The sequence below is a fragment of the Kribbella koreensis genome (assembly GCF_039525325.1).
Lineage (GTDB): Bacteria > Actinomycetota > Actinomycetes > Propionibacteriales > Kribbellaceae > Kribbella > Kribbella koreensis.
This window is the reverse complement of the sequence record NZ_BAAAHK010000027.1, coordinates 79,380-94,825: the sequence shown is the minus strand read 5'-3', so window position 1 is coordinate 94,825 and position 15,446 is coordinate 79,380. Positions and strand designations below refer to the sequence as shown.

Sequence of the window (15,446 nt, the reverse complement as noted above, 5' to 3'; positions counted from 1 at the left end):
CTCGACCAAGTCGTCATCCCCGATCGACGGTCGAGATCCCGCCGGGCCGCCCGCCAATCAGCATGGCTTTGGACCCCCGGAAGGCGAGCCAGACCAGCCATGTAGCGCGAGGTGAGGCGGGACCCGGAACCCAATGAGGTTCCGGGCCCCAATGGTTGGTTACTGGGTGCCGAAGACCTGTAGTTCCATCATGTCCATGAACTGGCAGCCGGCGAAGGGGCCGGGGCAGTTGGTGGTGATGTCGGGGACTTGGGGGCTGAGCATCCAGAACTTGACGTACTTGATGCCCGTGGTGTTGCCGGTGGGGGTGACTTCGTTGTAGCGGAGGCGGTTGGCGGCGCCGAAGGTGCCTTCGGCGGCGGTCGCCCAGGTGGTGCCGTCGGCGGAGGTCTCGATGCGGTAGCCGCCGGTGGCTGCGCTTCCCGGGTCGCCGCAGGTTTGTGACGGGTCGACCGAGAAGGTGGTGATGTTCACCGTCGCGGGCAGTGCCACCACGATGAACTTGGGGATCGGAGTGTTGGTCGGGGTGCCTGCGTCGTCGCCGGTGGTGCTGCCCCAACCGGTGCCTTGGGACAGGTCGATCGCGTACGGCGGCGTACAGGCCGGGGCGAAGTCTGGGCCGTTGAAGTCCGTGACGGCGCCTCCGCCGGCAGCGGCGGCCCAGTCGCGGCGTGGGGTGAAGTTGACCGTCGAGCCTCCGGCCGCGATCGTCACGGCCTGGTTCAGGATCTCGTACGGACCGCCGGCGACGACCAGTTTCGGGTACGTCCCGGGCAGCACCCCGTCGATCGAGTACTTGCCCTGGGCATCGGTCACGTCGGCGTAGTCGCCGGAGTAGCCGGAGTCGTGGCCGGCGATGAACACCAGCGCGTTCGGTACCGGCGCGCCGGTGAGCTTGTCGGTCACCGTGCCTTGCAGGGTGGCACCGGCACCGGTCGGCGGTACGTGGAAGTCCTCCGCCGGGGCCGTGTCACCAGCGTCGACGACGCCGGCGAACCAGCCCATGCCGCGGGTCGCGAAGATCTGCCAGAGCGCGGCGACATCCTTGCCGCGGTTGACGACCTGGTCGGCCTGCAGGATCGCGTTGCGCATGTCCAGCAGTGACGGGTCGGACGGAGACAGCTCCATCGCCCGGGTCACCAGCGAGATCGTCTTGGTGTGACCGAAGCGTTCGCGGACGTCCCACAGCACCTGCGCCCAGTACTCGCCGATGTCGTGGACCTCTGGCCCGCGCAGCCCGAGGTTCGGGAAGTCGGCGAAGGTGTAGCCGCCCTGGGTGCCGTCGAGCGCCTTGCAGGTGGGAGCGGTCGAGCCGACCCGGCAGTCCATCGCTTCCTTGCGGAACAGCCCGCCTGCGACCGTGTACGTCCCCTCCTTGACCTCGCCGTCGAGCCCGCCGCTGTTCGGCTGGAGGCCGTTGGCGACCAGGTAGTCCATCGCGTAGAAGTCGCTCCAGCCCTCGCCCATGCCGCCGGCTTGCACGCTGTTCAGGGTGGAGTTGCCGGAGGCATCGACCACGAGCCGGTTGGACAGGCCGTGGGTGTACTCGTGGTACAGGATGCTGGCGTCGTTCGCCGAACTGGTCGGCACGAACCGGTCGGCCGGGTTGGCCGGGTTGTGGAACAGGTACATCTGCATGGTCGGCGAGGTGCCGTCCGGTGGCGTGTTCATGTTCGCGTTGTTGACGTGGCCGCCGTCGGGCAGGCCGTTCCCGGTGTTGGCGCCGTCGATCGCGTTCAGCAGTACCGGGTCGCTGCCCTTGGCCTCGAAGTTCCCCGCCGCCGCGGTGAACCCGATCGGCGACTTCTTCAGGTAGTCGTGGAAGTTGCTGGCCAGGTAGAACGCCTGCGTGACGTCCTGGTTCAGGTTCGTCCGCCAGGAGTTCGCCGTCGCCGGGTCCCAGGTGCAGACGAAGGAGACCGAGCACTGCGGGTTGCTGGCGAACGGCACCAGCCGGTACTCCGCGGTGGTCCTCGTACCGGGGACCTTGACGGTCTCACCGGCTCCTGCCAGGTCATCGTCGTTGATGTCGGCGAAGGCGTAGACCGACGTACCGTCCTGGAGCGTCTGGGCGCCCTTCTGGAGGTAGCCGGCCTTGAAGAAGTTGACCTTCCGCTGAGTGCCGCCCTTGGCCGCGCCGGGGTAGTAGTCCGTCACCAGGCCGTCGCCGTTGGCATGGTCGACCAGCGGCCGGCGGTACAGGACGCTGCCGGTCGACGCGTCGATCACGTGACTGTAGATCAGGGTGCCGCCGGCTTGGGTGTACGTCGCCCAGCCCGCGCGCAGGCCGGCGGGGGTGTAGAACCAGACCCGTTTGGCGTAGTCACCATTGCCCCACGTCCTGCCGTCCGCGACGGTCTTCACGCTGGTCGTCGCTGTCTTGCCACCGACATCCTTGGCGGCGACCAGCCGGGCGCCGTCCGCGCTCACCGAGGGCGTGGCGGCGCCGGCGGCGAGCCCGGCCAGACCAGGCACGGGCGAGCCCATGATGGCGATCAGTTCTCCGCGCTTGGTGACGTGCCCGACGATGCCGTTGCCGAAGAGCGGAGTGCCGTTCACCACCTGCTCCCAGGACAGGTGATGTGATCCCTCGACGTCGCGGTAGTTCTTGCGGAGCCGCAGCGTCCGCAGGTCGTTCTCGGACAGCCGGAAGATCTCTGGGTGCGCCCGGATGTAGTCGAGCACGATCCGGGCCGGCGGTTTGCTGCTGGGACCGGTGAGGAACCCGTTCAGCTTGGCCACCTGCTTCGGCGTACCGGTCGCAGGGTCCACCGAGACGATGCCCTGCGGGCCCAGCGAGTCGCGGAACTTCTCCGCGGCCGCGCCCTCCTTGGCCATCGTCTTGGCGGCCTGCGCGTAGGTCGTCCGTGCGCTGGGTGTGCGCACGTCGTAGAACCCCTTGGCTTCTCGCTGGCCCGGCTCAGCCTGGACCGCGGGCGCGTCCGGGTCGGCCTTGGGCTGCGGGCCGGCGGCGTTCGCGCCTGAGCTCATGGTCATCGCGAGCACGGTGGTCGTCACCGCACCGATGGCCAGGAGCCCCCTCCCTGTACGTACTGTTCTCATGGCTACGCTCCGTCGAGATTGTCGCGGGCGGGCACAAAGACCCCTCGGCCGGACGATATGCCTGCATCCATCGGCAGTGAAGAGATCGCGCCGGCCGAAGAGATGCCGCCGGCTGGCGGGCGCGGTCTGCTTCTGGGACGGCGCTACCGGCGTACTCGGGGAGGGCTGCGACCAGCCGGCCGATCTCGGGGATGGTGTCGTAGCGGCGTTGGTGGAGGGCTGCGAGCATTCGGCCATCGTGGGGTCGAGGTCGTCGGTGATGTCGAAGGAGCACATCACCCGGCCCTGGTTGCGGAGGCTTTCCAGGGCTTCTTCGAGCTGTCCGGGGGCGGTTCCGGGCTTCAGGGTCAGGCATGGCCACCTCTGACCTCGTCACCAATGCAGGCGTCAGCATCGTCACCGCGCTGATCCTCTTCGCCGTCGCCTACCTCGACCGCGACCCCGTTGCCTCCGCGGCAAGCTGACTGACTGCTACCGGAGGGCTGGCCGGATTCGGTCAGGAAACGTTTCCGGCGAGGGTTCCCGGGGCAGAGTGAGGGGGATTTCGGGCGATCGTCTTCTGGGGAGATGGTGGTCGAGATGCCGGTCGGGATTGCGCGTTCGGGGTGGGACGAGTCCGCTGCGATCGATCTGCGGGTGGTGGATCGATGGTTTCGGGCCGGTGGCTCGCTGGTGCGAGATGCGAGGCGGTTCGGGGACCGGGCTCCGCGGTCGGATCTGGCTTCGCGGGCCGGGCGGTCCGCCTCGGGGGCGCTGACCGGTGGCGATGCGAGAGCGGCGTTGCGCGATGCGGACGCCGTACTGGCCGCAGCGGATCCGCTGGGGGAGTTCGGGTTGTGCTGGAACGCCTTGTTCACGCTCTCGGTGGTGGGAGCGCCGGTACGGGCCGAATCGGCCGTACTGGCGGCGCGGAGCAAGTTTGTGGCCCAAGGCAACGAGTCGGCGTTGGTCGAGCTGGAGCTGCTCAGGGTCCGGATTCTGCACAGAAAGGGCGATCTGCGGTCGGTGATGAGCCTGCTCCGGGCGCTGTTGCGGAAGGCGTTGGTACTGCGGGACCGGGCGTTGGTGCTGCGGATCGTCTGGAGTCTGGCGGAGGTGACGAGAGTCGCTGGGGGTACGCCGAGGGTGGTCAAGAGGCGAGGGTGTCGGCTGTTAGGCGACGGTGGGCAGGTGACGCCGGGTGGGGTGATGGCTCGGGGTGGGGCACAGGTGGAGGCGGGGCAGTTCGGGGCGGCGGTACGGACGTACTTGGACTGTGGTGAGCTGCTGGCCGAGGCCGGGGTGGACAGCCCTGAGGTGGTTCGCTGGCGGCCGGCTGCTGTTGAGACGCTGCTGCGGTTGGGGCGGTCAGCGCAGGCTGAGCGACTCGCGGAGGAGAATCTCGAGCGTGCGCGGCTCGTTGGAACCGACGGCGCGATCGGCTTCGCGTTGTACGTGCTGGCGCTGACGCGGCCCACCCGGGGCCGCGAGCTCGTCGAGGCCGTCGGCAGGTTGCAGGACGCGGGGCAGTTGCTGGATGAGGCGCTCGCTCGGTACGAACTGGGAATGGCTCTGCACAAGGGCGGCGAGGCCGGCGCCGCCGATCGTCAGCTGCTCCGGGCGATCCAGCTTGCCGACGACTGCGGTGCCCGGCCGTTGGCGGAGCGGGCGCGGTCAGTCGCAGGGCCGGCGATGGGAGCCCTCCGCGGCCTGACGGCGCAGGAGCGGAAGGTCGCGCGGTTGGTGGCGGCCGGCTTGTCGAACCCGGAGATTGCGAACCAGCTCTTCCTGGCCCGCCGGACGGTGGAGTTCCACCTGTCCGGCGTCTATCGCAAACTCGGGCTCACCGGCCGCCACGACCTGATCCAGCTTCTCAGCGAAGGCGCTTAGGACCTGCGCTGCTCAGCGAAAGATGCTCAGGACATGCTGACGCCGAAGTCGCGGTTGGCGGTGGCGAAGTCCTGGAAGCCGATCCGGGGGCCGGCGCCGCGGGTGACGGTTCCGTTGGCGATCAGGCCGGCGTCGCCGCGCGAGTAGACCGGACCGCCGGAGTCGCCGCCGCGGGCCGCGTCCTGGCCGTTCATCTGCTCGCCCTCGACCAGGTCCTCCCGATCGTTGTAGAAGAACAGGACCTTGATGTTGCAGACCGGTCCGCCGGTGACCGCCGCGCTGGTGATGCCGCTCTGGCACAGGTACTGGCCGACGAAGACGTGACCCCAGTACGGGACGTTCTCGACGAGGCCGCTGTTGCCGTCGCCGACGTACAGCTGCGGGTCGACGTTGTTGGTCGGGATCAGCGCGATGTCATGGTCCTGGTTGCGCGCGCCCATGTTCCCGATGTACTCACCCTGCCCGTCGGCGAACTGCTGACCCGACTGGCCGCAATGCGCGGCGGTGAGGATGTACGGCCGATGCTGGCCGTCCCGTACGCCGAAGCCGGTGGTGCAGATCGCGCCGGCGGACTGGTTCCAGAGCCGCGCTCCGCCGATCCAGGGCGACCAGTCGTCCCCACGCGACAGCGGCTTCAGCGGCTCCTCCGCAACCACACGAACCGGTACGCCGGTACGCTCCCGCAAAGTCTGGCCGAGCTCGGCCGCCGCGCGACGCGTCGGGCTGACGCTCAGCACGAGACCGCTGCCGTCGCCAGGATTCTTCACCGCATGGACCCCGGCGCCCGGGTTCTGCTGCTGCCAGGTCGCGATGGACCGGGCGGCCTGGTCGAGTTCCTTCTTGGAATGGACGGCGCCGGCGATCCGTACCGGTGCGAGCTTGGCCGCAGACGAGACGGCCTGCCGAACCCGCGCCGGCGGTGCACCCTTCCACCAGAGCACAACGGCGTCGTCGGCGAGAGTGATACCGGCGAACCCTTGCAGAGCAGGCGATTCCGCGACCACCGCCAAACGTTCGGCGGCCTCGATCAACGGACGCTGAGCCAGCATCTGCCGATCCGCGGCGGTGGCTGACTTGGCGCTGACCCTCGGCTCGGCTGGACTGTTCACGGCTGGCTCGGAAGCCTGCGACGGTACTGCGGTGAAGGCGGCCAGCAAGGCGACGGCGACAACGCCGGCACCGGCCAAACGTGCACGATCGGGTGACTTGCGCATGAGCGGTCCTCACTTTTTGGGGGCGGTCCGCCCACCATGAAGACCCCCGCGCAAAGGTGTCAACGAAACCCCCCAAACCCTACGGAGGCGCCCCCGTGAACTCCCGCCGCCGGGGCTGTAACGAACAACCCGCGGCCCGCGATGTAGCGGACGGCCGGGGCCCAGTCCCTGGCTCCAAGACCCACCAGCCTCACCCCCGGAGCGCTGGTGGGTCTTTCCATGCCGTCGTGAGGTAGCGGTCGGTACCGTTGACCCGGAATCCGCGACGAGCATCACCCTTCGACCTCTCGGGAGTAGAAATGACCGATATCGCAGCCAAGGCCAGCGAGCTGCTTCGGCTCCACCACACCGGGGAGACTCTGGTGCTGCCGACGGTCTGGGATGCCTGGTCGGCCCGCGCGGTCGTCGAGGCCGGTTTCCCGGCGCTGAGCATCGGCAGCCACCCGTTGGCCAACTCCCGCGGGCAGGAGGACAACGAGGGGATGACGCTGGCGGATGCGCTCGACGGGATCCGCCGGATCACGGCGGCGGTCGACGTGCCGGTGACTGCCGATGTGGAGTCGGGCTACGACACTCCGGCGGCCGAGCTGGTGGAGCGCGTGCTCGAGGCCGGCGCCGTCGGCATCAACGTCGAGGACACCGTGCACAGCGAGGGCCGGCTGCGGGATGTGCAGGAGCACGCCGACTACATCGGTGCAATCCGCGCCGCCGCCGACCAGGCCGGTGTCGAGCTGGTCATCAACGCTCGCACGGACGCGTTCCTGGGCAAGGTGGCCAAGTTCGACGACCCGCTGGCCGAGGCGGTACGCCGCTCGCAAGCGTGCGAGGCGGCCGGCGCCCGCTGCGTCTACCCGGTGCGGATCCCCGACGCCGAAAGCCTCGGCGTTCTGCTGGCTGAGCTGTCCGGCCCGCTCAATGTGACCGCCCACCCGATCGACGGCGCGGCGTCGGGATCGTTCGAGGACCTCAAGAAGGCCGGCGTCCAGCGGATCACCTTCGGTCCGCTGCTGCAGGTCGCACTGACCAAGAACCTCACCGACCTGGTCAACCCCTGGCGCTGATCGGTTCAGCCGAAGCTGAAGGTGAAGGCGGAGATGCCCGGGCTGTAGGTCAGCGTCATTGTCTTGCGTTCCTGGGTGGGCTTGTCGACCAGTTGGTAGGCGTTCGGCGTACCGGAGACCGTGATGGTCTTGTCGGGTTCGCCAGGGATGGAGACGGTGACGGTGCCCTCGCCGGACAGGACATGGAAGACCTTCGCGGCCTGGAAGTTGAGGCGTGCTTGGGAGCCCTTGGTGGAGGTGACGCTCTGTGTGCCGACGGCCCACGAACCGCCGAGGCTGAAGGTGTCGTCGGGCTGAGCCTGGTTGAGGCCGAAGGCAACGGTCTTGTTGGGGGTCAGCTTGCCGACAGGGCCATTGAGGTTGGCCGAGCGGGAGTAGCCGAGGTAGGTCTCGGGCGTGGTTCCGTCGGCGCCGATCGTGTCGGCCTTGACCGTGCCGTCGACCGGCGCGGGTAGCTGGACCGAGGGATTGGCCGCCTTGAGCAGCTCGCGGATCTGGTTCTCGGTCTGGCCGTAGTCGCCTTCACCGAACTTGATCGACCGTACGGTGCCGCCGGCGTCGACGAGATACTTGGCCGGCCAGTACTGATTCCGGTACGCCGTCCAGGTGGCGAGGTTGTTGTCCTGACCCACCGGATACCCGATGCCCTCCTTGCTGATCGCCGACTGCAGGTTCCCGGCCGACTTCTCGAACGCGAACTCCGGCGAGTGGATCCCGACGATCTGCAACCCGAGCGACTTGTACGCCTTGTCCCAGGCGAGCAGATGCGGCGTCGCCCGCTGGCAGTTGATGCACGAGTACGCCCAGAAGTCGACCAGCACGACCTTGCCCTTCAACCCGCTGAGTGTGGCGGGCTGCCCGCCAGGCGTGTTGAACCACTTCTGCGTACCCCGGAACTCCGGTGCCGCACCACACGACGCCAACTCGGCGGCACCCGGTGTGCACTTGGCCAGGTCGGCGCTGGCGTCGTTGCCGATCGCGGGCGCGAGCGCCCCCTGGACGGTCTTGTTCTCGGCGACCTTCTTCTCCAGCCCGCTGGTGTAGCTGGGCAGCGACCGCTGGATCACGTCGGTGACGTTGAAGGCGAGTGCGACGGCAAGCGCGATCATCACCGCACCTCCGGCGACCCGGAACCCCTTCTGGTGATCGCGGTACGCCTTCACCCGCTGCGAAATCCGCGACCCGGCGGAGGCGAAGATCAGCAACGGCAATGCGGCACCCATGGCGAAGGACACTGTCAGTACGACCGTCCGCCAGCCGACGTTACCGGTGGCGCCGGCGACTGTGATCGCGGCGAGTACCGGGCCGGCGCACGGGACGTACAGGGTGCCGAGACCCAGTCCGAGGACGAAGGCGCCGTTGTTGTTGCGGTTGATCTTGGGGAGCCGGTAGAACGGCTTCTCGATCCAGTGCCCCAGCGCCGGGAAGATCAGGCCGAGGCCGACGATGCTGAGGATGATGAGTCCGCCCCAGCGCAGGAAGTCGTCCGGCAGGCCGAGCGCCGACAAGATGACGGAGCCGGCCAGCGTGAAGACGCTGAAGCTGACCACGATCCCGGCGATGATCTTCAACGGCCGCCAGTCCCGGGCCGGCTTCCCGGCCTCGACCTCCTCGACCAGCACATCGCCGGCCGAACCGTCGGCGCGGGCGGTGGTTTTCTTCTGTGGTTCGGTTCTGCCGGTCGTACCGGCGAAGAAGATGATGGGCAGCATCGGCAGGACACACGGCGAGACACCGGTGATCAACCCACCCAGCAGTCCGATCAAAGCCAAGGTGATCATGGGGTTCGCTCCAGGTGAGAAGGGATCGAGTGTCACCCCGAGTTCGCTGCGGACCGGCCGGGTGGATGGGTGAAGGGCGCCGGCGAAAGCCGTGACAGAAAAGTTCCGGACCCGACCCATCCGCCCCAGGGGGTGGCCCCGAATCAGTGGTGTCAGCAGCTGAGCCGCTGGCTCAGCCACTTCACCCAAGGAGCAGGATCGTCATGTCCCACACCATCAAGCGGGTCGCCCTCGCAGCCTCTGCCGTTTCGTTGCTCTTCGCAACCGTTGCCTGTGGTAGCGACGACGACAAGTCGAGCAGCAGCCCGTCGACCATCAGCTCGGCCTCCACGTCGACGTCGGACACCCCGTCGGCGATGCCGTCGGTGGACAACGCTGCGGGCCTGGTCGGCCCCGGCTGCGCCGACTACGCCAAGGCGAACCCGACCGGTGCAGGTTCGGTCGACGGTATGGCCGCCGCGCCGGTCGCCACCGCGGCCTCCGGCAACCCGCTGCTCAAGACGCTGGTTGCCGCCGTCTCGGGCAAGCTGAACCCGAAGGTGGACCTGGTCTCGACCCTCAACGGCGGTGAGTTCACCGTCTTCGCCCCGGTCGACTCCGCCTTCGCGAAGATCCCGGCCGCGACGATCAACACCCTGAAGACCGACTCGGCCCTGCTGAGCAAGATCCTGACGTACCACGTGGTCGCCGGTCAGCTCGACCCGGCCGCGGTCGTCGGCAAGCAGACCACCGTCGAGAAGGGCTCGCTGACCGTCACCGGTTCGGGCGGCAACCTGATGGTCAACAACGCGAAGGTCATCTGCGGCGGCGTGAAGACCGCCAACGCGACCGTGTACCTGATCGACACCGTACTGATGCCGCCGGCGAGCTGACGATCCCGCCGACCCGGCATCACCGGGTCGATGTCACCAGGCCAGGACACCAGATGACGGTGACACCGACCCAGCAGTAAGCGGTGGTGCCTCCCTACTCCTGGGAGGCGCCACCGCCCGCATCACGCCCCGCCCCGAACCACAGACGAGGACGCGAGACGGCCTGACCCATTCACCAGTCCGACGCCAGGAAAGCGGCACCACGTGACAACGACAGACGTTCATGCCCTGACCGGTCCGTACGTCCTGGACGCGGTGTCCGACGAAGAGCGAGCCGACTTCGATCAGCACCTCGCCACCTGCGCCGACTGCAGCACCGAGGTCAGCGACCTCCGCGAGACAGCCACCAAACTCGGCGCGTACGTCGCAACACCGCCGCCGGCCGGCCTCAAACCCAAGGTGATGAACTCGGTCCACACGACCCGTCAGCAACCACCGCTGCTCCACACCCCACCCACGTCATCGAGCGGCGCGACTGCATCGAGCCGCGCGCGACCTCCAGGACGGCCGGTACGCCGGAGCGCGACGCGACCAGGGATCGCCCGCCGACCGTTCGCCCGCCGGTCGCTTACCCGCCGGTCCCTCGCACTGGCAGCGGCGTTTCTGGCGATCGCCGCCAGCGGGGCGATTGCTCTGGACCAGTACCGCGACAAGACAGCTCTTACTGCCGTCAGCACTCGGGCCGCAACGATCTTGACCCAGCCGGACGCGCGAACAATCCACGGCGCCGTCACCGGCGGAGGCCAGGCCACCGTGGTGCTCTCCAGCCGCCAAGACGCCGCAGTTGTCCTCATCCGCGACCTGAAACCCCTGCCAGGACACCAGACCTACCAACTGTGGCTCATCGACGCCGCTCACCACGCACGCTCCATCGGCCTGTCCACTGCGGGTACTACGCTCCGCCCCACCGTCGTCAACGGTGGTGTATCCGGGCAGACAGACCTGGCCGTCACGGTCGAACCCGACGGCGGATCCGCGACTCCCACCGTCCCGTCGGGCGGTCTCCAGCCGGTCGTACCGCTAGTCCAGGGCCTCGACGCAGGCGAGTAGGTCGTTCAGCAGGCGGGTCTGCTGGGACTTGGTGAACGGTGTGAGCATGCGCGCTTCGACCGCGCGTACGGCGGTACTGGCTGCTTTGAGTTGGTGGCGGCCGGCTGGGGTGAGTTCGGTGGGGAGGGCGCGGCCGTGGGGGGCTGTCGCCGGGCGGGTGATCAGGCCGCGGTCCTGGAGGCCCCGGAGTACCAGGTTCATCGATTGGCGGGTGACGAAGACGGCCCGGGCGAGCTCCGCGTTGGAGAGGCCGGGCTGTTGGGATAGAACCTCGAGGCAGGAGTACTGCGGGACGGTCAGATCCAGTGGTCGCAGGGCCGCGTCCATGGCTGTCCGCAGGGCAGTGGCTGCTCGTTTCAGCACGTAGCCCACCGCCTCGTCCAGAGGGCCGACCTGTTCGCCTTGACTCATGTCAATATCCTGACATACATTCTGGATGTCAACACACTGACATACAAGACGGAGATCGACATGACTGTGACCGGACCGGACTTCCTCGCTCTGCAGGCGCGCGACCTCGAGCGGGCGGCTGCCTTCTACGAGATGCGGCTCGGGCTGCGCCGGGTGCCGGCCTCGCCGCCCGGTGCGGTGGTTTTCGATACCTCGCCGATCTCGTTCGCGGTACGTGAGCCGCTGCCCGGCGTCGACCTCGATGCCGCGTCGCCGCGGCCGGGCCTGGGGGTCGCGCTGTGGCTGCAGGCTGAGGACGCGCAGGTGGTGCATGACGAGTTGGCGGCTGCCGGCGTACCGATCGTTGCGGCTCCGGACGACGGGCCGTTCGGTCGCATGTTCACCTTCACGGATCCGGACGGATATGCGATCACCATCCACGACAAGGCCTGATGGTGGCGCGTCATGAGGTGACCGTGGAGGTGCTCGGGCCGTGGTCGCTTGCCACGAGCAAGCAGTTTTGGGAAGGGTTCGCGCCGGGGGCGTTGCCGTCGCAGGGTGAGCAGCAGGAGATGCGGACGGTGTTCCGGGGCGAGGGTGACTGGAGCAGGGCTGAGGTGTGGGTGACTCAGCACGACAGCGCGGCGCGGATCGTCGTCGAGGGGTCCGGCGATCTCGAGTTGGCGGCTGCTCAGGCCGGCCGGTTCTTGTCGCTGGATGTCGACGGGCGCGGGTGGGTCGAGGTGGGCTCGCGTGACGCGGTGATCGCTGATGCGCAGGAGCAGTTGCCGGGGTTGCGGCCTTGCGGGTTCCATTCGCCGTACGAGGCTGCTGCCTGGGCCGTGTTGTCGCAGCGGATTCGGATCGTCCAGGCGGCATCGCTTCGCGATGAGCTGGTCCGTGAGTATGGCGAGAATGGTGCTTTTCCTGCGCCGGAGCGGTTGCGAGCGCTCGACCTCGAGTTGCCCGGGCGGAAGACCGAGTATCTGCAGGCGGTTGCGGAGGCCGCGTTGGATGGTCGGCTGGATGGTTTGGCTCTTCGGGCGATGCCGGTTGAGGATGCGATCAGTGCGGTGCGGGAGGTGAAGGGGCTTGGTCCGTTCGCCGCTGAGTTGGTGGTGTTGCGTGGGGCCAACGCGCCGGATGCGATCCCGCAGAACGAGCGGCGGCTCGACGAGGAGATCACCTTCCGGTACGGCGCCGGCCGGACGCTCGCGGAGGTGTCGGAGAACTGGCGTCCGTACCGGACCTGGGCCGCCGTTCATCTGCGCTGCCTGCGCGAAGCCCGGACCCACGAGATTAGCCGTGGTCGTCTCGGCCTCGGCTAAAACCGGGAGCCAGGTTGGGCCGGGGTGGCTAAGGTCGGAGGTGGTCTGCGACTGGGAGGTCCTGTGTTCCAACCACTGCTGGCATCCGCGACTCGAGCCGTTGAGAAACTTCGTGACATCGGTGAACCGCTACCCGATGAACTGATCGGTCAACTGGCGAAGCTGGTTGACGACGCGCAGAGCGAGGCCGTCAAGTCTGCCGCGGTGGAAGAACTGCTACGGCCCTATGTCCTTGTCGAGGCGCTGATCGATGAGCAAGGGCTGACCGCGGCCACGCCGGGGGCTGCGGTGCCGCGGCTGGTTCAGCATGGATGGCGGAGTTTTCTGGTTCGGGTGGTGAATCCGCAGCGGCTGCTGGGGGATCTGTCCGCGCCGTCGAATCATGTGCTCGGGCTGGTGGATCACCACAGCCACGCGGCGCGGATCGCGTTGGCCGACACGTTGACGGTGGTGCCGCGGATCGAGCGCAGCTGGCTGCAGGTGAAGCTTGTGGGGCCGACCGATGTGGCTGGGCTGGATGTCGAGTACAAGGTGATCAGCTTGTACAGCCGCGATGGTGGGACTCGCAGTGGTGAGCTGAGTTTCCTGCTGGCGGTGGAGGAGGCGACGGAGAGTCTGACCCGGCCGCCGTCGTCGAAGGCCTGGCAGCGGATGGGGTTCGAGAGCCGGCCGTATGGGGCGAAGATCGACTTCGAGTGTCTGCCTGCTCGCGACATCCGGTTCGACCTCCGGGAGCCGGATGGGAGTAGCACGGTGGCGGCGGTGACCGTGCGGGATTCGCAGCGTAGGGCTTATCCGTCGAAGGCGATGCGGTTGGCGCCGGACATGTTCTTTCACGAGCACGTGTACCGGGCGACCGGTGAGGTGATCGCGCTGCCGGCGGGGTCGTACGAGATCACGGCGCGGCGCGGTCCGGAGTACCGGGAGGTCCGGGTCGAGGTTTCACTGTCGGAGGACAGTGAAGCTGTGTCGATCGAGCTTGATCGGTGGGCTGATCCGGCTGCGCGGGGGTATTACTCGGGGGATCCGCATATTCATGCGGGTGGGTGCTCGCATTACAGCGTTCCGTCTGAGGGGGTTACGCCGGAGACGATGATCCGGCATGTTCGGGGCGAGGGGCTCTGGATGGGGAGCGTGCTCACCTGGGGGCCGTGTTACTACCACCAGAAGCAGTTCTTCAGTGGGGTGTCGATCAGTCCGCGTGCAGAGCTGGAGTATCCGGCTATGCAGCTGGCGCAGGGGATGACCTGGGAGCCGCAGGACACTGATCGCGACGGGCAGAGTGTGCTCCGGTACGACCTGGAGGTGTCGGGGTTCCCGTCCAGTCATTCGGGGCACGTCATCTTGCTCGGGCTGACTGATCAGGACTATCCGGGTACGTCGGTGATCGAGGACTGGCCGTCGTGGAATCTGCCGGTGATGCGGTGGGGGCATGAGCAGAACGCGCTGGTCGGGTATGCGCATTGCGGGCTCGGGCTGTCGGTCGGGACCGATGAGTTGCCGAACTATGTGATCCCTGGCTTTCAGTCGATCGGGTCCAACGAGATCATCGTCGATGTGCCGCTCGGTGCTGCGGACTTCCAGTGTGGGGCTGAGTTCGCGCCTGCTGCTGAGCTCAACATCTGGTACCACTTGCTGAATGTCGGGTATCGCACGCTGATGCTCGGGGAGACCGACTATCCCTGTATTTACGACGATGGGCCGGGGGTCGGGCGGACATATGTGCGGCTGCCTGAGCCGCCGCAAGGTCCGCAGGCTCTGGAGGCGTGGCTTCTTGGGTTGAAGGACGGTGCGTCGTACTTCGGTGATGGGCGCAGCCATGTCTACGACTTCGCGGTCGATGGGGATGTCTCTCGGGAGCATGCGGTTGACGGTCCGGGGGTGGTGCGGGTGAGCGCTACTGTCACTGCCTGGTTGCCTGAGGAGCCGCCGGCGTTGCCTGCTGCCGGTCAGCCGGTGTACTCCGCGCCGGTTGGGTGGCATCTTGAGCGGTCGCGGATCGGCCGGTCGCGGAACGTGCTGGTCGAGGTGCTGGTGAACGGAGTGCCGGTCGGCACACAGGAACTGCTTGCTGACGGCAACGAGCAGGCTCTGGACTTCTCGGTTGAGCTCGAGCGTTCGTCGTGGGTTGCGTTGCGGATCCTGCGCAGTGTGCACACGCAGCCGATCTTCGTGGAGGTCGGCGGGCTGCCGATCCGGGCGTCGCGTCGGAGCGCACAGTGGTTGCACGACTCGGTCGATGCGCTGTGGAAGGCGAAGTCCGGCTTCATCCGCGAGACCGAGCGGCCGGCGGCACGGGACGGATACGACGCTGCGCAGGCTACGTATCGGGAGCGGCTCGCCGAATGCGAGGTCGACTGATGGTTCACGGGGAGGCGGCCGGTTGTTGTGGGCCGGTTGAGACGACGGCGCCGATCTCGGTGACGATCAATCCGGAGGCCCGGGTCAACGCGGCGCGGACCGGGAACCGGGTAGCCAGCCTGTCGAGCGGTGAGTGGCACACGATCGGGTTCCCGATCGTCAACACCGGGTACGTGACCGGGCGGCTGGTGATCGACGCCGGCCCGGTGCCGGGGCTCGAGTTGGATCTTCCGGTGCATGAGTTGAGCGGCTTACCTCGGCAGGATGGTGAGTTCCGGGTGCGCTTCGGCGTACCGGCGACCGTAGACCTCACCCTCACCTTCCGAGCCCTCGACTCCCTGGGTGGCCTAGCCCTCCACAGCACCCTCCACCTGATCCTCCGCTCCCACCTCACCCCCATCCCAACCCCCTGAACAACTCCCCACGCCTGCTCGGCCGTCCGCCTGTCACAGCTGTG

12 protein-coding genes are annotated in these 15,446 nt (G+C 67.7%); 8 read left to right on the top strand and 4 right to left on the bottom strand.

Features of this window, described 5'->3' with window-relative positions:
* Positions 1-159: 159 nt before the first annotated feature.
* Positions 160-3,063 carry a M36 family metallopeptidase gene (locus ABD116_RS41315; RefSeq protein ID WP_343984135.1) on the bottom strand — a complete coding sequence of 968 codons (2,904 nt, stop codon included), beginning with the start codon at positions 3,061-3,063 and terminating at the stop codon, positions 160-162.
* A 579-nt stretch (positions 3,064-3,642) separates the two neighbouring features.
* Between ABD116_RS41315 and ABD116_RS41310 the strand changes: the two genes are divergently transcribed.
* Positions 3,643-4,932 carry a LuxR C-terminal-related transcriptional regulator gene (locus ABD116_RS41310; RefSeq protein WP_343984133.1) on the top strand — a complete coding sequence of 430 codons (1,290 nt, stop codon included), beginning with the start codon at positions 3,643-3,645 and terminating at the stop codon, positions 4,930-4,932.
* 26 nt (positions 4,933-4,958) lie between these two features.
* On the opposite strand, the gene ABD116_RS41305 is transcribed toward ABD116_RS41310, so the two are convergent.
* Entirely contained in the window at positions 4,959-6,146 is a 1,188-nt protein-coding gene (locus ABD116_RS41305) for a chymotrypsin family serine protease (RefSeq protein ID WP_343984131.1), read from the bottom strand.
* 299 nt (positions 6,147-6,445) lie between these two features.
* Between ABD116_RS41305 and ABD116_RS41300 the strand changes: the two genes are divergently transcribed.
* A complete protein-coding gene (locus ABD116_RS41300) occupies positions 6,446-7,207 on the top strand; it encodes an isocitrate lyase/PEP mutase family protein (RefSeq protein ID WP_343984129.1) in 762 nt (253 codons plus the stop codon).
* A gap of 5 nt (positions 7,208-7,212) precedes the next feature.
* Here ABD116_RS41300 and ABD116_RS41295 read toward each other — a convergent pair whose 3' ends face one another.
* Positions 7,213-8,988, bottom strand: coding sequence for a cytochrome c biogenesis protein CcdA (locus tag ABD116_RS41295; RefSeq protein ID WP_343984127.1), 1,776 nt, complete (start codon positions 8,986-8,988; stop codon positions 7,213-7,215).
* A gap of 203 nt (positions 8,989-9,191) precedes the next feature.
* Here ABD116_RS41295 and ABD116_RS41290 point away from each other — a divergent pair, with 203 nt between their 5' ends.
* Together ABD116_RS41290 and ABD116_RS41285 are read left to right on the top strand one after the other, a co-directional pair.
* On the top strand, positions 9,192-9,860 hold the full coding sequence (locus ABD116_RS41290; RefSeq protein ID WP_343984125.1) for a fasciclin domain-containing protein: 669 nt from the start codon (positions 9,192-9,194) through the stop codon (positions 9,858-9,860).
* Between the two features lie 204 nt (positions 9,861-10,064).
* Positions 10,065-10,910, top strand: coding sequence for an anti-sigma factor (locus ABD116_RS41285; RefSeq protein ID WP_343984123.1), 846 nt, complete (start codon positions 10,065-10,067; stop codon positions 10,908-10,910).
* Here the strand turns inward: ABD116_RS41285 and ABD116_RS41280 are convergent.
* Positions 10,881-11,321 carry a MarR family winged helix-turn-helix transcriptional regulator gene (locus ABD116_RS41280; RefSeq protein WP_343984121.1) on the bottom strand — a complete coding sequence of 147 codons (441 nt, stop codon included), beginning with the start codon at positions 11,319-11,321 and terminating at the stop codon, positions 10,881-10,883. The genes ABD116_RS41285 and ABD116_RS41280 overlap by 30 nt on opposite strands.
* 60 nt (positions 11,322-11,381) lie before the next feature.
* On the opposite strand from ABD116_RS41280, the gene ABD116_RS41275 reads away from it, so the two are divergent.
* The 4 genes from ABD116_RS41275 to ABD116_RS41260 all read left to right on the top strand — a co-directional run bounded on the left by ABD116_RS41275 (position 11,382) and on the right by ABD116_RS41260 (position 15,402).
* Positions 11,382-11,753 (top strand): VOC family protein, encoded by a 372-nt coding sequence (locus ABD116_RS41275; protein ID WP_343984119.1) that lies wholly within the window; start codon positions 11,382-11,384, stop codon positions 11,751-11,753.
* Complete coding sequence (locus ABD116_RS41270) at positions 11,753-12,628, top strand: DNA-3-methyladenine glycosylase family protein (RefSeq protein WP_343984117.1); 876 nt, start codon at positions 11,753-11,755, stop codon at positions 12,626-12,628. Before ABD116_RS41275 ends, ABD116_RS41270 begins: the two co-directional genes overlap by 1 nt.
* A 204-nt stretch (positions 12,629-12,832) precedes the next feature.
* The gene (locus ABD116_RS41265; RefSeq protein WP_343984115.1) at positions 12,833-14,989 is read left to right on the top strand and encodes a CehA/McbA family metallohydrolase; all 2,157 of its coding nucleotides are present in this window, start codon (positions 12,833-12,835) and stop codon (positions 14,987-14,989) included.
* The gene (locus ABD116_RS41260; protein ID WP_343984113.1) at positions 14,989-15,402 is read left to right on the top strand and encodes a hypothetical protein; all 414 of its coding nucleotides are present in this window, start codon (positions 14,989-14,991) and stop codon (positions 15,400-15,402) included. Before ABD116_RS41265 ends, ABD116_RS41260 begins: the two co-directional genes overlap by 1 nt.
* The last annotated feature ends 44 nt before the right edge of the window (positions 15,403-15,446 follow it).